General features: G+C 64.8%; 15 protein-coding genes. 9 read left to right on the top strand and 6 right to left on the bottom strand.

Going from position 1 to position 17,360, the window contains the following annotated elements; all coding sequences use genetic code 11:
- Positions 1-13: 13 nt before the first annotated feature.
- A complete protein-coding gene (locus PVE73_RS09815) occupies positions 14-1,216 on the bottom strand; it encodes a pyridoxal phosphate-dependent aminotransferase (protein WP_277366758.1) in 1,203 nt (400 codons plus the stop codon).
- 275 nt (positions 1,217-1,491) lie between these two features.
- Between PVE73_RS09815 and PVE73_RS09820 the strand changes: the two genes are divergently transcribed.
- The 6 genes from PVE73_RS09820 (at position 1,492) to PVE73_RS09845 (ending at position 7,463) form a co-directional block, all read left to right on the top strand.
- Entirely contained in the window at positions 1,492-2,364 is an 873-nt protein-coding gene (locus PVE73_RS09820) for an EAL domain-containing protein (RefSeq protein WP_277366759.1), read from the top strand.
- 97 nt (positions 2,365-2,461) lie between these two features.
- Entirely contained in the window at positions 2,462-3,070 is a 609-nt protein-coding gene (locus PVE73_RS09825; protein WP_277366760.1) for a glutathione S-transferase family protein, read from the top strand.
- A gap of 133 nt (positions 3,071-3,203) precedes the next feature.
- Positions 3,204-4,526, top strand: coding sequence for a sn-glycerol-3-phosphate ABC transporter substrate-binding protein UgpB (gene ugpB / locus PVE73_RS09830; protein WP_277366761.1), 1,323 nt, complete (start codon positions 3,204-3,206; stop codon positions 4,524-4,526).
- Between the two features lie 63 nt (positions 4,527-4,589).
- The gene (gene ugpA / locus PVE73_RS09835) at positions 4,590-5,474 is read left to right on the top strand and encodes a sn-glycerol-3-phosphate ABC transporter permease UgpA (RefSeq protein ID WP_277366762.1); all 885 of its coding nucleotides are present in this window, start codon (positions 4,590-4,592) and stop codon (positions 5,472-5,474) included.
- Positions 5,475-5,484: 10 nt separating this feature from the next.
- Positions 5,485-6,333 carry a sn-glycerol-3-phosphate ABC transporter permease UgpE gene (gene ugpE, locus PVE73_RS09840; RefSeq protein ID WP_277366763.1) on the top strand — a complete coding sequence of 283 codons (849 nt, stop codon included), beginning with the start codon at positions 5,485-5,487 and terminating at the stop codon, positions 6,331-6,333.
- 2 nt (positions 6,334-6,335) lie between these two features.
- A complete protein-coding gene (locus PVE73_RS09845; protein WP_277366764.1) occupies positions 6,336-7,463 on the top strand; it encodes a sn-glycerol-3-phosphate import ATP-binding protein UgpC in 1,128 nt (375 codons plus the stop codon).
- A gap of 60 nt (positions 7,464-7,523) precedes the next feature.
- On the opposite strand, the gene PVE73_RS09850 is transcribed toward PVE73_RS09845, so the two are convergent.
- Positions 7,524-7,754, bottom strand: a complete 231-nt coding sequence (locus tag PVE73_RS09850) for a hypothetical protein (protein WP_277366765.1) — start codon at positions 7,752-7,754, stop codon at positions 7,524-7,526.
- 212 nt (positions 7,755-7,966) lie between these two features.
- Positions 7,967-8,515 carry a methylated-DNA--[protein]-cysteine S-methyltransferase gene (locus PVE73_RS09855; RefSeq protein ID WP_277366766.1) on the bottom strand — a complete coding sequence of 183 codons (549 nt, stop codon included), beginning with the start codon at positions 8,513-8,515 and terminating at the stop codon, positions 7,967-7,969.
- 168 nt (positions 8,516-8,683) lie between these two features.
- Between PVE73_RS09855 and PVE73_RS09860 the strand changes: the two genes are divergently transcribed.
- Positions 8,684-9,373, top strand: coding sequence for a lytic transglycosylase domain-containing protein (locus PVE73_RS09860; protein ID WP_277366767.1), 690 nt, complete (start codon positions 8,684-8,686; stop codon positions 9,371-9,373).
- A gap of 7 nt (positions 9,374-9,380) precedes the next feature.
- Here the strand turns inward: PVE73_RS09860 and PVE73_RS09865 are convergent, their stop codons facing one another.
- On the bottom strand, positions 9,381-10,145 hold the full coding sequence (locus PVE73_RS09865) for a hypothetical protein (protein ID WP_277366768.1): 765 nt from the start codon (positions 10,143-10,145) through the stop codon (positions 9,381-9,383).
- Positions 10,146-10,335: 190 nt separating this feature from the next.
- Here PVE73_RS09865 and PVE73_RS09870 point away from each other — a divergent pair, with 190 nt between their 5' ends.
- Together PVE73_RS09870 and PVE73_RS09875 are read left to right on the top strand one after the other, a co-directional pair.
- Positions 10,336-11,355 carry an ATP-binding cassette domain-containing protein gene (locus PVE73_RS09870; RefSeq protein WP_277366769.1) on the top strand — a complete coding sequence of 340 codons (1,020 nt, stop codon included), beginning with the start codon at positions 10,336-10,338 and terminating at the stop codon, positions 11,353-11,355.
- The gene (locus tag PVE73_RS09875) at positions 11,352-12,155 is read left to right on the top strand and encodes an ABC transporter permease (RefSeq protein WP_277366770.1); all 804 of its coding nucleotides are present in this window, start codon (positions 11,352-11,354) and stop codon (positions 12,153-12,155) included. The genes PVE73_RS09870 and PVE73_RS09875 overlap by 4 nt, the downstream gene beginning before the upstream one ends.
- Here the strand turns inward: PVE73_RS09875 and PVE73_RS09880 are convergent.
- The gene (locus tag PVE73_RS09880) at positions 12,140-12,550 is read right to left on the bottom strand and encodes a hypothetical protein (RefSeq protein ID WP_277366771.1); all 411 of its coding nucleotides are present in this window, start codon (positions 12,548-12,550) and stop codon (positions 12,140-12,142) included. The genes PVE73_RS09875 and PVE73_RS09880 overlap by 16 nt on opposite strands.
- 1,125 nt (positions 12,551-13,675) lie before the next feature.
- Positions 13,676-17,170, bottom strand: coding sequence for a carbamoyl-phosphate synthase large subunit (gene carB / locus PVE73_RS09885; RefSeq protein WP_277366772.1), 3,495 nt, complete (start codon positions 17,168-17,170; stop codon positions 13,676-13,678).
- Positions 17,171-17,360: the final 190 nt, after the last annotated feature.

Below are 17,360 nucleotides of genomic sequence, written 5' to 3' on the forward strand. Positions count from 1 at the left end.
CTGCCGGGCTCGCTTATCTGAGATTTGCGGTGAAGCGCTGGATGCGGCTGCAGGCCTCCTCCAGGAGCTTCTCCGAGGTCGCATAGGAGATGCGGAAATTCGGTCCTAGACCGAAGGCAGAGCCATGCACCACCGCGACGCCTTCCGCCTCCAGCAGTTCGGAGACGAAATCGGCATCGTTCTCGATCACCTTGCCGGACGGCGACTTCTTGCCGATCGTGCCGGCGCAGGACGGGTAGACATAGAACGCGCCCTCCGGCACCGGGCAGTTGATCCCCTTGGCCTGGTTGAGCATGGACACGACCAGATCCCGACGCTCCTGAAAGATCTTCTTGTTGCGCGGGATGAAATCCTGCGGCCCCGTCAACGCCTCCAGAGCAGCCCATTGGCAAATGGTGGCTGCGCCCGAGGTCTGCTGGCCCTGGATCATGTCCATGGCCTTGACGAGTTCGATCGGGCCTGCGGCATAGCCGATGCGCCAGCCCGTCATGGCATAGGCCTTGGAGACGCCGTTCATCGTCAGCGTGCGCTCATAGAGACGCGGCTCCACCTCGGCGATGGTGTTGAAGGCGAAGTCGCCATAGGTCAGGTGCTCGTACATGTCGTCGGTCAGCACCCAGACCTGCGGATGCTTGAGCAGCACGTCGGCCACGGCCTTCAGCTCCTCGCGCGTGTAGGCCGCGCCCGATGGGTTGGAAGGCGAGTTCATGATCAGCCACTTGGTCTTCGGCGTGATCGCCTTTTCCAGCGCTTCCGGCTTGAGCTTGAAGCTGTCCTCGAGCCTCGTCTCGGCAAAGACGGCGGTGCCGCCGCAAATCGCGACCATTTCCGGATAGCTCACCCAGTAGGGGGTGGGGATCACCACCTCGTCCCCCGGATTGAGTGTGGCCATGAAAGCATTGAAAAGGATCTGCTTTCCGCCTGTGCCGACGATGGTCTGCCTCCAGTCGTAATCGAGATTGTTCTCGCGCTTGAACTTCGCGGCGATCGCCTCGCGCAGCGGCTGGATGCCGGAGACCGGCGGATACTTCGTCTCGCCGCGTTTGATCGCGTCGATAGCCGCCTGTTTGATGTTGTCCGGCGTGTCGAAATCCGGCTCGCCCGCGCCGAGGCCGATAACGTCCCGTCCCTGTGCTTTGAGCTCCCGCGCCTTCTGGGTGACGGCGATGGTTGCGGAGGGCTTAACGCGTGAAAGGACATCGGCAAGGAAAGCCATGAGCTGGTTTCTCCACTGAAATTGCTGGTCTCCGCCTGCCTCGGCGAGACACGCCTTAATGTCTGATCGGGCCGGAAATCGCAAGGGCACGCGCTTTTACGCAGTCGCTAAAAATGCGCTCGTTTTTTTTAACGGCGGTTCAATCCGTCCGGTGCAAGTGTCCCGCCCATTGGAGAACAGGGGCGCGACAAACGCGCAGGACGGAAGGTTCATATGATTCGGAGCTGTCAGCTCTTCCGCTCGATCCTGCGCGCGAAGGGGCGCCAGGTCGGCACATGACGGACGCTGAGGATCTGGCCCGGCGCATAGACGACGCCATCAATGTCGATGAGGTCGGCATCGAGACCGGCCGCTACGGGCCCTATTATCTGAAGACGCTCTACCAGCCCATCTTCTGCAACACGGCGGATGGGCTCCAGCCTTGCGGCGTGGAGGGACTGGCCGGCCCGCAAAGGGAAGGGCAGCCGGTCGCGACGCGAGCTTTCTTCGCCGACGTGGCGGCGGCGGAGGACAGGCTGTTCGTGGAGAATCTCTGCCACACGCTCCATCTGCGCAACTACCCCAATATCGGGGTGGACGGGCTGATGCTGTTCGTCAAGCATTATGCGAACGCGGATTTCGGGCTCAAGGCCGCCAAGGCACAGGTTGCCGACATCGCGGCATTCCTGGACGAGATCTCCGTCGATCCGGCGCTCTTGGTCTGCGAAATCGCGGAGACGGCGGACGAGGGGCTGATGACGCAGATCGCCGCCGAGCTCAGGAAACACCGCATTCGCATCGCCGTCGACGACTTCGGCGTCGGGCGCTCCACGCTGTCGCGCGTGCGGCTGCTCGATCCCGAGGTGGTCAAGATCGACGGCGGGTGGTTCCGTCGCATCGCCGAGGTCGCCATGGCGGCGAAGCTTCTCAATTCGCTCGTGGATGCGCTGCAGCGCGAAGGGCGGCAGGTGCTCATCCAGGGCATCGAAACGGCGGCACAGCTCCGGGTCGCGATGCAGGCGGGCGCGGATTTCGTGCAGGGCTATCTGCTCGGCCGGCCGAAGCTCGCCGGCTCCATCTTCGACCTCAATCCTCTCCACATCGAGGGGTTGTTCGCCTCCGGCGAAAGGGTGGTTCCACTGTTTGCCGCGCGTTCCCGCGCGAACTGACGGGGCTCTGCTCAATCCCGCTGATCGATCCAGCAAAACTATTCATTCGTGCAGGGCGGAACGCCGCGCTATCCAAACAGCGAAAAGGGAGCGCGCGATGAAACTCTACGGAATGACGGACAGCGGGAACTGCTACAAGCCGAGGCTTCTGTTCGCGAAGCTCGGCATTCCCTTCGAGCACGTGGAGACAAGCTCGCGTGACGGCACCACCCGCAAGCCCGATTTCCTCGCCATGAACCCCAACGGGAAGGTGCCGCTGCTGGAACTCGACGACGGAAGGTTCATCTGGGAATCCAACGCGATCCTGCTCTATCTCGCCGAGGGCACGCGTTTCCTGCCCGACGATCCCTACGAGCGGGCGCTCGTCCATCAGTGGCTCTTTTTCGAGCAGTACAGCCACGAGCCCTATGTCGCGGTCCGGCGGGCGCTCAGCAGATATCCGGAGCGGGCCGCGCAGGCGACGCCCGAGAGGATGGCTGCGGCACTCGAAGGCGGCAATCGCGCTCTGGGGGTGATGGAGCGGCAGCTATCGCAAACGCCGTTCCTGACAGGGGAGGGCCTCACCGTCGCCGACATCGCGCTCTACGCCTATACGCACGACGCGCAGATCGGCGGTTTCGACCTTCCGCGGTTTCCCGCGGTCTCGGCCTGGCTTGCGCGTGTCGCTCAGGATTCGGGCCACGTGCCGATGGATTCCGCGGGCTGAATCCGGCAGTGCCGGCCCGTTTCCAGGCGGCCGGCCAAGCTCCACAGCCCTCTCCGGCGCTGTCATCCAGACGTTATAGAACGCCTTCAAAAGGGGCTCCTCCATCGAGTCGATGGCAATAAGGGAGATCCCAATGAATCGCATGTTCCTTCTGGCGGCCTCCGCCGCCATCTTCGCGCTGCCGGTGAACGCCGAGGCCCAGACCAGGATCGAGTGGTGGCACGCCATGGGCGGCGAGCTTGGCGCCAAGCTCGAGGAGATCGTCGCCGGCTACAACAAGTCGCAGAGCGGATACGAGGTGGTGCCGGTCTACAAAGGCAACTATGCCGAGACCATGACCTCCGCCATCGCGGCGTTCCGCGCGGGCCAGCAGCCGCACATCGTGCAGGTCTACGAAGTGGGCACGGGCACCATGATGTCCGCCAGGGGCGCCGTCTATCCCGTCTACCAGCTCATGAAGGATGCGGGCGCGGATTTCGATCCGAGCGCCTATCTGCCCGCGGTCGCCGGCTATTACACCGACACCGACGGCAATATGCTGTCAATGCCCTTCAATTCCTCCACGCCGATCTTCTACTACAACAAGGACGCCTTCCAGAAGGCCGGGCTCGACCCGGAACAGGCGCCCAAGACCTGGGCGGAGGTGGAGGAGTTCTCCAAGAAGATCATGGAATCCGGCGCGGCGCCCTGCGGCTTCACGACGGGGTGGATTTCCTGGATCCAGCTTGAGAACCTCTCGGCCTGGCACAACCAGCCGATCGGCACGCTGGAAAACGGTTTCGGCGGGCTTGACGCGGAATTCACGCTCAACGGCCCGGTGCAGGTCAAGCATTGGGAGAACCTGAAGCGCTGGCAGGACGAGGGCATCTTCCAGTACGCCGGCCCGGAAGGCGGCAGCGACGCCCCGCCGAAGTTCTTCGCCCAGGAATGCGCCATGTATATGAACTCGTCGGCCGGGCGTGCGGCGGTGATCGCCAACGCCAAGGATTTCGAGGTCGGCTACGGCATGCTGCCTTACTATGACGATGTCGAGGGTGCGCCGCAGAACTCGATCATCGGCGGCGCCACCCTGTGGGTCCTGCAGGGCAAGCCGCAGGAAGAGTACAAGGGCGTGGCGGACTTCTTCAATTATCTGTCCTCCGCGGAAGTCCAGGCCGATTGGCATCAGTTCACGGGCTATCTGCCGATCACCAAGGCGGCCTACGAACTCGGCCAAAGCCAGGGCTATTACGAGAAGAATCCCGGTTCGGACGTCGCCATCAAGCAGATCACGCTTCATGAACCGACCCCGAATTCGAAGGGCCTGCGCTTCGGCAACTACGTACAGGTCCGTAACATCATCGACGAGGAGTTCGAGGCGCTTCTTGCGGGCAGGAAGACGGCCCAGGAGGCGCTCGACGCGCTCGTGGAACGCGGCAACGCGCTGCTGCGCGAGTTCCAGGACACCAACAGCTAGGCTGAGCTTGTTCCTTTCACGAAGCCCGCGCGCTCGCGCGGGCTTCCGTCTTGCCGAGTTTCCATGCAGACCAAGCGCACAATCTTCGGTAACCGCGTGCTGCCCTACGGGCTTCTTCTGCCGCAGCTTGCCGTCACCTTCATCTTCTTCCTGTGGCCCGCCGCGCAGGCCTTCCGCCAGTCCTTCCTGCGGGAGGATCCTTTCGGGCTGAAGACGAGCTTCGTCTGGTTCCAGAACTACGAAAAGCTTTTCGCCGATCCGCTCTACCTCAATTCGCTCAAGGTGACGGCGGTCTTCGCCATCGGCGTTGCGGCCCTGTCGCTCGTCACGGCCCTTGTCCTGGCGCTCGCGGTGGAGCGCACGATCCGCAGTTCCAGGGTCTATACGAGCCTTCTGGTCTGGCCCTATGCCGTGGCGCCGGCAGTCGCGGGCGTGCTGTGGTGGTTTCTCTTCAATCCGACCATCGGCCTTCTGCCTTACCTGCTGCAGATGTTCGGATACCGCTGGAACCATGCCGTGTCCGCGACCGACGCGATGATCCTGGTGGTGATCGCCGCAAGCTGGAAGCAGATCTCGTATAACTTCCTTTTCTTCGTGGCGGGGCTCGCCGCCATTCCCCATTCGCTGATCGAGGCGGCGGCGATCGATGGTTCAGGGCCGGTGAGGCGGTTCTTCACCATCGTCTTTCCGCTCCTTTCGCCCACCACCTTCTTCCTGCTGGTCGTCAACGTGGTCTACGCCATGTTCGACACCTTCGCCGTGATCCACGCCACCACCGAGGGCGGGCCCTCCCAGTCGACCAACATCCTCGTCTACAAGGTCTTCCAGGACGGCTTCATCGGCCTCAATCTCGGCTCCTCCGCCGCGCAGTCCGTCGTGCTCATGGCCATCGTCATCGCGCTCACCTTCGTCCAGTTCCGCTGGATCGAGCGCCGGGTCCAGTATTGAGGAGCGGAAAATGGTCGAAAACAGGCCTCTTCTGAATTTCCTCTCGCACCTGGTATTGATCGCCGGTGTCGTGATCGTCGCCTTTCCGGTCTATGTGGCGATCATCGCCTCCACCCATGGCCCGACGGATTTTATGTCCGGCCTAGTCCCGCTTCTCCCCGGCAGCCACACGCTTGAGAACTATCGCGAGGTGCTCTTCTCCGGAGTCTCCACCTCCGGCGTTCCGCCGCTCTGGCTGATGATGAAGAACAGCCTGATCATGGCGCTCACCATCGCCATCGGCAAGATCGCGATTTCGCTGCTTTCGGCTTTCGCCATCGTCTATTTTCGTTTCCCCTTTCGCCAGCTTGCCTTCTGGGCGATTTTCATCACGCTCATGCTGCCGGTGGAGGTGCGCATCGTGCCGACCTTCAAGGTGGTGGCCGATCTCAACCTCTTGAATTCCTATGCGGGGCTGTCGATCCCTCTCATCGCTTCGGCGACGGCCACCTTCCTGTTCCGGCAGTTCTTCCTGACCGTGCCCGACGAATTGGCCGAGGCGGCGCGCGTGGACGGTGCGGGGCCGATGAAGTTCTTCCGTGACATCCTCCTCCCGCTGTCGCGGACCAACATCGCAGCGCTTTTCGTCATCCTCTTCATCTATGGCTGGAATCAGTATCTGTGGCCGCTGCTCGTGACGACGGATCCCAGCCATTACACGATCGTGATGGGCATCAAGCGCATGGCGGACGTGGCCGATGCGGCGCCCTACTGGAATGTCGTGATGGCGACGGCGGTGCTTGCCATGCTGCCGCCCGTCCTGGTGGTGGTTCTGATGCAGCGCCTATTCGTCAAAGGCCTCGTGGAAAGCGAGAAATAGGTATGAGCCAGATTGCACTTCGCGACGTCCGGAAATCCTACGGCAAGACCGAGGTGATCCATGGCGTGAGCCTCGACATTGTCGATGGCGAGTTCATCGTCATCGTAGGCCCGTCGGGCTGCGGGAAATCCACGCTTCTGCGCATGATCGCGGGGCTGGAGACGATCACAGGCGGCGAGATCGACATCGGCGGGCGCGTGGTGAATCGGCTGGAGCCGGGCGAACGCAACATCGCCATGGTGTTCCAGAACTATGCACTCTACCCGCACATGTCGGTCTTCGACAACATGGCTTACGGACTGAAGATCGCCGGCTTGCCCAAAGCGGAGATTCGCGCACGCGTCGAGAAGGCGGCGGATATGCTGCAGCTCAAGCCTTACCTCGACCGCAGGCCGCGCCAGCTTTCCGGCGGCCAGCGCCAGCGCGTCGCCATGGGGCGTGCCCTGGTGCGCGATCCCGCGGCCTTTCTGCTCGACGAGCCGCTGTCCAATCTAGATGCCAAGCTTCGCGTGCAGATGCGGCTGGAGATCAAGCAGCTCCAACGCTCGGTGGGCACGACGGCCGTCTATGTCACCCACGACCAGGTGGAGGCGATGACGCTGGCCGACCGGCTCGTCGTGATGCATGACGGCGTGGCGGAGCAGATCGACACGCCGATCGCCATCTATTCACGCCCGGCCACAACCTTCGTGGCGGGCTTCATCGGGTCGCCGGCGATGAACATGCTGCCAGCGGAGGCCATGGAAAGTCTCGGCCTGCGGCTTGTCAACGGCGCGATCATCAAGCCCGAGGGCCTGCGCCTGCCGGAAGAGGGGAAACAGGTGGTGCTGGGCATCCGGCCGGAGCACCTGGCCCTGGTGCCAGAGGCGGATGCCGAGCTTTTCCTCGAAGTGAGCGCGGTGGAGACCTTGGGAGCCGACACGCTGGCCCATGGCGAGCTCGACCAGGGCGGAGGCGAAATGGTGGCGCGGCTTCCAGGCATCACGCCGGTCAATCCCGGCGACCGGCTGCCGTTGTTGATCCAGCCGGGAATGGTGCATCTGTTCGATCCCGCGACGGGGAAGCGGCTGCCGGACGATGCATCCGTCACAGGCCAGGCATCGCCCTTGAGAATCGTGGCGGACGTTTGACGTCTCGGGCGAAAGGCCCCGGACCCGGTCCGTTCCAGGGCATGCCGTCCATATATCTCTCTACGCGGCCTTGTAGGCTTCCTGCTCTTTGGGCGCCGGCTCGCCACCTGCCTTTTTCATCATGTCGAGCACGGAATTGAGTTCGTCCATATCGACATAGAAGGCGCGGGTAAGCCGCACGGGGATCATCTCTTCCGGTATGCCGTGGTCCAGCATCTTCCGCACGGCAATCAGGAGTTGAGTTCGGTCAGTGAGGCGGGTCTTGAGGTTATCCTCCGAAATGGAGCGCATGTTTTCCCCTTTGGCAGAAGGCATGACAGCCGGTGCATGCCGTTGTGGATCACCAAACACGCGACAAATACGGAAACAGGATGACGCCCGGGACGATGGGACGATCACGAATCACAACTTAAGATTAATCCGCAGAGCGATTCGTCTGCAAGCCTTATCCTGCATGAATATGCGGGAAGCACGGGAGGCTCTACGCCTTGTGGACAGGCTGTTCAAAAGGCGAAGGAGGCCTGCGCCGGCACCACATCGGGGGAGGTGGCGTTCTCGAGCGCCAGCATCTTCTGCTTGGTGGCAGTGCCGCCAGGCGCGGAGAAGCCGCCGAGCCTGCCGCCGGCCGCCAGAATCCGGTGGCAGGGAACGATGAGGGGCACCGGATTGCGGCCGAGCGCGACACCCGTTTCACGTGCAGTCTGCGGAAACCCTGCGTCGGCGGCAAGCCCGCCATAGGTCGTGGTTTCCCCGTAACCGAGGCGGCGGGCCGCCTGGTAGATGGCATGGCGGAAGGGATCGACACCGTCGAGATCGACGGGGAAGGCGGAAAAATCCTCGCGTCCACCATCGAAATAGCGGCGCGCGGCCGCCACGCCTTCTGCCGCGAAGCCGGCAGGCTCGGCCGCGCACGATGAGGAGAGCCGGCCGACCATGCGTCCTTCCGCCGGGCCCGGCGCGCTCATCGGCAGCATGAAACGGCAGATGCCGTGCTCGTTCCACGCAATGCCGCAGAAGCCGAAAGCGGTTTCGAAGATGTGGTGGAAGGACATCCGGACGATCTCACGTGATCCGGGAGGAGGATAGCGCCATTTTAAGTACAAAGCAAGAACAGAGCTGTTCTATCGTAGTGGATCGAAACGCGATTGAACGGCCCGCGCGGATCGGCTATGCAGACGGCGGGGCGCGGAGGCAAAGTGAAACGGGGAGCTTGCGGAACCTTGCCATCCTTGATCCGAGCCGTCGGCCTTTGCGCATTTCTCTTCATTCCATTTCTTGCGGGATGCAGCACTGCGGGTGACGGCGCGGCGCCGTTGGCGCTGGGCGACGGTGCAGCATCGGCCGAGGCGGATGCCGATGTCGTCTCCAACAGCCTCGCGGCCGAGCAGGATGCCGAGATTTCCGGCGTCACGGCCTTGGTAACGCCCAGTCCACGGCCCGGCAGGGAAGCAGCGGCGGCGGTCAATGTGGCCGCTTATGCCGATCCGGGCGGGGGCAAACCTGCTGCGATGACTGCGCTGGAGGAGAGCGGGAAGGCTCGGCCGGTGGCGGCGCGCAGCCCCGAGCTCGATGCACTGATCGCCAGATACGCCGCGCATTATGAGATTCCGGAGCGGCTGGTGCGCCGCGTGGTGAAGCGCGAGAGCAACTTCGATCCCTCCGCACGCAACCGGATCTACTGGGGTCTCATGCAGATCCGCCACGACACGGCGCAGACCATGGGCTATCGCGGGCCGGCGAGCGGGCTGCTCGACGCGGAGACAAACCTCAAATATGCCGTCAAATATCTGCGCGGCGCCTATATCACCGCAGGCGGCAATGAGGACAGGGCGGTGCGTTTCTACGCCAGCGGCTATTACTATGATGCGAAGGCCAAGGGGTTGCTGAGGGAAACCGGCCTGAGGAACTGAGGCCGGTTCACGCCCAGCGGCCTTCGAACAGAGGCTTTACGGGGTGGCGTGAGCGCACCATGCGCAGCCGGCGAATGGCCTCGGCGTGCTCGTAATCCTCGTTTTCCGCCTCCAGCTCGAGGCCGTATTCCTCTTCCGGGTTCTTTCGCGCACCGACCAGGATGAACTCCGCGCCCTCATAATCGAGGAGACGAGCATCCTCGCGGGCGAAGCGGCGGCCGCGGAATTCCTCCTGCAACTTCTTGGGATAGTCTGCCTCGTCCTCCTCGGAGAGACCGGCATTGGCCGGGCTACCTTTCTCCGGGTTCTTGACCGAGAGGGCGAAACTCGCCTCGGGCGCGATGCGGAAGGCTTTCTGGACCTCGCCCGGCTTTTCGGGCAGCTCGAGCTTGTAGGAGAGGTGCATCTGCCCGTCCTCCAGCGAGAGCACGTAGACGCCTTCGCCGGCCGGGCGGGCTGCGGGCTGTTCCTGCTCTCCGCGCGTCTTCGTCTCGTATTCCTCGCCGCGCAGTTCCGGTTCGATCTTCTTCGCCGAACCGGCCACCATCTCCACAAAGCCCCAGAAGCGTTCGTGGCGGTCCGCGTCGGGCAGGCGCTTGCGGCCGACCACCATCAGCCGCACGTGGTCGCCGCCCGCGGGCCGCAGCACCATCTCGAAGCGCTGCACGTCGCCGGCGCCCCCGGGATCGTCCTCGTTCACCTTGGGACGGTACAGGAAGAAGATGTCGCCTTCCTCCAGGATCTCGGTCTTGCGTTCGTCGGAGCGGGCCATGGTACGATCTCCCTCGTCTTTTCCCATCGAACGAGGGGAGGACGGACCATGTTCCGCCGCGGCCGGAGATGACAGGAGTCTTGGGCGGGCTTCTTCAAAAAATGGCCGGAGTGGTGTATGGGGCGCGCTCGCTGTCGGATTGCACCGGGCAGCACCGTCTTCAACAGAACGGTCATCCAAAGAGGCTGCCATGAACGATACGGCACCGGTGAAAGACCTGCCTTCGGCGGAGAAGGCCCTGCCGCCCGCCATCTCGGCGCGCGGGCTCGTGCGGCATTTCGGTGCGGTGAAGGCGGTGGACGGCATCGACCTCGACGTGCCGCGGGGCATGATCTTCGCCATCCTGGGCCCGAACGGCGCCGGCAAGACGACGCTGATCCGCATGCTCGCCACGCTGCTCGCGCCCGATGCGGGCTCGGCCAGGGTGATGGGGCACGACCTCACCAAGGAGCCGCAGGCCGTGCGCGCCTCGATCGCCATGACCGGGCAGTTCGCCTCGCTGGACGAGGACCTGACGGGCCGGGAGAACCTCATCCTGCTGGCACGGCTGTGGGGGTTCCGCGGCGGGCAAGCGAAGGCGCGGGCGGACGAACTGCTTTCCGCCTTCGACCTTTCGGACGCGGGCAGGCGCCAGGTGAAGGATTTTTCCGGCGGCATGCGCCGCAGGCTGGACATCGCCGCCTCGCTGGTGGTCACGCCGGGCGTGCTCTTCCTCGACGAGCCGACCACGGGGCTCGACCCCAAGGCGCGGCAGGGCGTGTGGCGCATGATCCGCGCGCTTGCGCAGACGGGGGTGACGATCCTGCTCACCACGCAGTATCTGGAGGAGGCGGACCAGCTTGCCGCGCGCATCGCCGTGATCGACCATGGACGCAAGATCGCCGAGGGCACCAGCCGCGAGCTGAAGGCGGCGATCGGCACCGGCTTCCTGCATGTGGCGCCGGCCGACTCCGCCGAAGCGGACCGGGCGGCCGCGCTGCTGGAGGCGCGACTCGGCAGCACCGTGCAGCGCAGCGCGGAGGGGGCGGAGCTCTCCGTCATGACGGCTTCTGCGAAGGAGGCGAACGAGGCGCTGGCCGCGCTGATCGCCGCCGGGATCGAGATCGCCGATTTCTCCATGGGCTCGCCCAGCCTCGACGAGGTGTTCTTCGCGCTGACGGGCCAGCCGGCCGACGACGAGGACCAGGACCGGAAGGAGGCCGCGCAATGAGCGCCACCAGCCCCGCATTGCTGACCCAGGTGCGGCCGCCCCGGCGGCCCTCGGCCTTTTCCAACGCGCTCGTCTTCGGCTGGCGGGCGGTCTTGAAGTTCAAGCACGTCCCGGAGCAGCTTTTCGACCTGATCATGACGCCGCTCATGTTCACGCTGCTCTTCACCTTCGTGTTCGGGGGCGCGCTCGCCGGCTCGCCGGGGGACTATCTGCAGTTCTTCCTGCCGGGCATCCTGGTGCAGACGGTCGTCTTCAACTCGGTCTATTCCGGCATGGGGCTTTCGACGGACCTTTCGAAGGGCCTGTTCGAGCGCTTCCGGTCGCTGCCCATCTGGCAGCTTTCGCCCTTTGCCGGGCTGATGGTGGGCGACGTGCTGCGCCACGCGATCGCCGGCATGATCATCCTCGGCATAGGCCTCGTCCTCGGCTACCGGCCGGAGGCAGGCGTCTGGGGCGTGTTCCTCTCCTTCCTGCTACTCTTCGCCATCGGCTTCGGCACGGGCTGGATCTTCCTGGTGCTGGGGCTCATCATCCGCACGCCCATGACGGTGATGACCATCGGATTCACCTTCATCTTCCCGCTGGTCTTCGCTTCCAACATCATGGTGCGGCCGGAGACCATGCCCGGCTGGCTGCAGGCCTTCGTGGTGAACAATCCGGTCTCGCACATGACGACCGCGCTGCGCGGGCTGATGGCGGGCACGGCCACCATGGGCGAGGTTCTGCTTGCGCTTCTTGCGCCGGTGCTGCTCACGGTGCTGCTGGCTCCCGTGGTGCTCTGGCTCTACCGGCGCAACTGAGCGCTTGCGGCATCGTCGCCTTGCAGAAGCGCGTCGATTTCGGCAAGCTCGTCCGGCATCAGCATGTCGGCCCGCTCGCAGAGGCGCTTCAGCTCGTTCATCCAGGCGAGCACGAGCGCCAGATAGGCCGTGTTCAGCCGCTTGACATCCGCGTCCGTCCACAGGGCGAGGCAGGTCTGCCCGCCGCCGGGCCCGCCCTTGCAGCATCTGGCGCGCTGGCAGGCCCGACCGGGACAGCGCTGCGGCAGGCCCGCCTCCTCGGCAAGCAGGCGGAACATCACCTCCATCTCCGCGCGCGGCCAGACGGGCGGCGCGAAGGGCGCCTCCAGCGGCGAGGCCGGCACAAGGCGGCTCAGCCGGTTGAACGTGTCGATGATCTCTTCGATGTTTTCCATCTCGTCTCCTTGGGGTGTTCAGGCGGGGCGTGCTTCATCGGCACCACGCCCGGCTTTCGCCGTCTGGCCATTGAAGGGGATTGGGAAGCGGGGCGCACTGTTCACGCCACAAAATTAAAAAAAGGCGCTCCCAATGCGCCCCGCCGGAGTCTGTCCCGACCTCGGCCGGTCACTCGGACCCTTCTCCTTCCCGGCTGCACCCGATGAAGGGGGTGGTCTCTGCCGGGCCGAAGGAGAACCCTAGCGGCTTCTCCGCGGTTTCCCGGCACCGTCTGGAACCCGGTGCCTGGTTTTTCCGAGATGCTGTCTCTGACCCAGCACCCCGGCACCGCCGGCCTGTCGCGGGCCCTCGGATCCCCAGGTTCCGATCCTGGGGAGGGAGGTTTCCGCCGCCCTCCCTGATCCCCGGTCCGGACCCGGTTCCCGCGAGAGCGATGGGGAGGATGATAAGGGGGATCGGCGGGGTGGGGAGAAAATGGCCAGGAAAAAGAGATCGGAAATGCGGTAAGGCTCTGTTTCACGAAGGAATTTTTTTGATGGCGAGAAAAATCGGGGTGAATTTATCCCCGTTCGGGCATTCTGTGATAGGGCTGCGATGCCCCGGCGCGCGCTTCTTCCGCGAACGCAGGTGATGCGCCCGCCATGGTGTGGGATGGTCGCCGCGGACACGGACGACGGAGACTCACATGCGCGATTGGAAGCTTCCACGGGAAGGCGGATGCCGCTGCGGGCAGGTGCGGATCAGGGTGAGCGCCGCGCCGCTCGTCACCATGGGCTGATGAAGGCGTATGTGGCGTGAAGCGGGTGAGGGGTTGTCTCGGGGCGCGGTGTTTGATCTGCCGGCGCAGGGGCCCCCTCTCTTGCGATTTCTAAGGCTTAGCCTCCGCTTCGCTCCAGCTAAACCTAAGAAATCGCCTTCTCCCCCCCGCCAGGGGGGAGATAGGGCTGGCCGCATGGCTTCCGCAAATTGCCGAGGCTGGTGTCTGGCGTCAGCGCCGATGCGGGCGATATCTCCCCCCTTGCGGGGGAGAAAGCAATTTCTTGGGTTTGGCGAAGCCAAGCCCTTGGAATTTGCAAGAGAGGGGCTTCTCGTCGCCCGGTCAAGGGATCGCTTCCAAAGCGTCTTTAAAAATACCCCTGCAGCGGCCTCACTTCCAAACTCCCGGCCTTGAGTGCGGCGATGGCTTCGACCACGGCGTCGGCGCCGGCCATGGTGGTGTAGTAGGGCACCTTCTGCATCAACGTCGCGCGGCGGAGGGACTTTGAGTCGGAAACGGCCTTCTGGCCGTCCGTCGTGTTGAACACCAGCTGCACCTGGCGATTGCGGATGGCGTCTTCGATGTGGGGGCGGCCTTCGAGGACCTTGTTGATCTTTTCGGCGGGGACGTCGTTTTCGCGCAGGTAGCGGGCGGTGCCGCCGGTGGCGAGGATGCGGAAGCCGAGGTCGGAGAGGCGGCGGACGGCGGGCAGCACGCGCGGCTTGTCCTCGTCGCGCACGGAGACGAAGAGGGTGCCGGAGCGGGGGAGGTCCACGCCGGCGCCGAGCTGGGCCTTGGCGAAGGCCAGCGCATAGTCGCGGTCGAGCCCCATGACCTCGCCGGTGGACTTCATCTCGGGGCCGAGCAGCGTGTCGACGCCGGGGAAGCGGGCGAAGGGGAAGACGGCTTCCTTGACCGCGATGTGGCCGAGATCGTGGATGTCGGGCAGGGTGCCGTAGGCGGCGAAGGCCTGGGAGAGCGTTTCGCCGGCCATGACGCGGGCGGCGATCTTGGCGATGGGGCGGCCGATGGTCTTGGCCACGAAGGGCACCGTGCGCGAGGCGCGCGGGTTGACCTCCAGCACGTAGACCTCGCCGTCCTTGACGGCGTATTGCACGTTCATGAGGCCGCCGACATTCAGCGCCCTGGCGAGCGCGGTGGTCTGGCGCTCCAGCTCCGAGACGATTTCGGGGGAGAGCGAGTGGACGGGGAGGGAGCAGGCCGAGTCGCCGGAGTGGATGCCCGCCTCCTCGATGTGCTCCATGATGCCGCAGACGAAGGTCTCCTGGCCGTCGCAGAGGCAGTCGACGTCCACCTCGATGGCCTCGGACAGATAGGTGTCGAAGAGGAGGGGGTTCTTGGAGAGCAGCGTGTTGATCTGGCCGGTCTTGTCGGCCGGGTATTTCTGGCGGATCTCCTCCGGCACGAGACCGGGGACGGTGTCGAGCAGATAGGACTGGAGGCGGGCCTCGTCCCAGATGATCTGCATGGCGCGGCCGCCAAGCACGTAGGACGGGCGCACGACCAGCGGGAAGCCGAGCTCGGAGGCGACGACGCGCGCCTGCTCCACGGAGAAGGCGATGCCGTTCTTCGGCTGCTTGAGGCCGAGCTTGACGAGGAGCTTCTGGAAGCGGTCGCGGTCCTCCGCAAGGTCGATCATGTCGGGCGCGGTGCCGAGGATGGGAATGCCGGCCTTCTCCAGCGCATCGGCGAGCTTCAGCGGCGTCTGGCCGCCGAACTGGACGATGACGCCGACGAGCTCGCCGGCAGCCTGCTCGGCGCGGAGGATTTCGAGCACGTCCTCGGGCGTGAGGGGCTCGAAATAGAGGCGGTCGGAGGTATCGTAGTCGGTGGAGACCGTCTCCGGGTTGCAGTTGACCATAATGGATTCGAAGCCGGCATCGGCAAGCGCGAAGGCGGCGTGGCAGCAGCAATAGTCGAACTCGATGCCCTGGCCGATGCGGTTCGGTCCGCCGCCGAGGATGACGACCTTCTTGCGGTCGGACACGCGGGCCTCGTCGGCGGGGGCGCCGGCGAAGGGCGTCTCATAGGTGGAGTACATGTAGGCGGTGGGGGCGGCGAACTCGGCGGCGCAGGTGTCGATGCGCTTGAAGACGGGATGGACGGAAAGAGATTCGCGAATCTTGCGAATCTCTTCCACGTCTTTCTTCACCAAGGACGCGAGGCGGGAATCGGAGAAGCCCATGGATTTGAGCATGCGCAGATTGGCGGCATCGGAGGGAAGGCCGTGCTCGCGGATGCGCGCTTCCATCGCGACGATGGCCGCGATCTGCTCCAGGAACCAGGGGTCGATGTGGCACATGGCGTGGACGTCGGCCACGGACTGGCCGAGGCGGAGCGCCTGGGCGACCATGCGCAGGCGGTCGGGCGTGGGCGTGCCGAGGGCTGCGCGGATGGCGTTCTTGTTCTCGGACGGGTCGCCCTCGGCGTCGTAGCCGGGGATCTCGATCTCGTCGAGGCCGGTGAGGCCGGTCTCAAGTCCGCGCAGGGCCTTTTGCAGGGACTCGGCCAAGGTGCGGCCGATGGCCATGACTTCGCCCACCGACTTCATGGCGGTGGAAAGAATGGGCTCGGCGCCGGGAAATTTCTCGAAGGCGAAGCGCGGGATCTTGGTGACGACGTAGTCGATGGAGGGTTCGAAGGAGGCGGGGGTAGCGCCGCCGGTGATGTCGTTCTCAAGCTCGTCCAGCGTGTAGCCGACGGCGAGCTTGGCCGCGATCTTGGCGATGGGGAAGCCGGTGGCCTTGGAGGCGAGCGCGGAGGAGCGGGAGACGCGCGGGTTCATCTCGATGACGACCATGCGGCCGTCGGCCGGGTTGACGGCGAACTGCACGTTGGAGCCGCCGGTCTCCACCCCGATCTCGCGCAGCACCGCGATCGAGGCGTTGCGCATGATCTGGTATTCCTTGTCGGTCAAGGTGAGCGCGGGGGCGACGGTGATGCTGTCGCCGGTGTGGACGCCCATGGGATCGACGTTCTCGATGGAGCAGACGATGATGCAGTTGTCGGCGCGGTCGCGCACGACCTCCATCTCGTACTCCTTCCAGCCCAAGACGGACTCCTCGATGAGGACTTCGGTGGTGGGGGAGGCGTCGAGGCCGGAAGAGACGATGTCGAAGAATTCGGTGCGGTTGTAGGCGATGCCGCCGCCCGTGCCGCCCAGCGTGAAGGAGGGGCGGATAATGGCGGGCAGGCCCACCTCGTCCAGCGCCTGGGCGGCGACGGCCATGGCGTGGTTCATGTAGCGCTGCTTGCGGTCGCCTTCGCCGCGCTGCCAGTCGGCTTCGAGCGCATCGAGGGCGGCGTCGAGCTCGGCGCCGGAAAATTTCGCGCGGATCCCGGCGCGCTCGGCCTCGTGTTTCCTGCGGTCGGCCTCCTTCACCTCGGTCGCGTTGGCGAGCATGGATTTGGGCGTCTCGAGGCCGATGCGGCTCATCGCCTCGCGGAAGAGCGCGCGATCCTCGGCCTTGTCGATGGCCTCGGCGTTGGCGCCGATCATCTCCACGCCGTAGCGCTCCAGCACGCCCATGCGGCGCAAGGAAAGGGCGGTGTTGAGCGCCGTCTGGCCGCCCATGGTGGGCAGCAGCGCGTCCGGCTTCTCCTTGGCGATGATCTTGGCGACCACCTCGGGCGTGATCGGCTCGATATAGGTGGCGTCGGCCAGCTCCGGGTCGGTCATGATGGTGGCCGGGTTGGAGTTGACCAGGATGACGCGGTAGCCCTCCGCGCGCAGCGCCTTGCAGGCCTGGGTGCCGGAATAATCGAACTCGCAGGCCTGGCCGATGACGATGGGGCCGGCCCCGATGATCAGGATCGACTGGATGTCGGTGCGTTTGGGCATGGATGGTCCGTTCTCGTGGCGCTTGCGCAACGAACCGGAACGGGCGAGCCCGGCCGGCGCAGCGCAGAAGTCTTTTGTCAGGCTAGGCGCGCCTTATAGGCAAGTCTTCGCGCGCAGGGAACCCCAAAAGCGCCGCACCCACACCCTCCTCACAACGGGAGGAGCGGGCGGCCGCGGATTGCCGCCGCCC

The organism is Chelativorans sp. AA-79, from assembly GCF_029457495.1.
Taxonomy (GTDB): Bacteria; Pseudomonadota; Alphaproteobacteria; order Rhizobiales; family Rhizobiaceae; genus Chelativorans.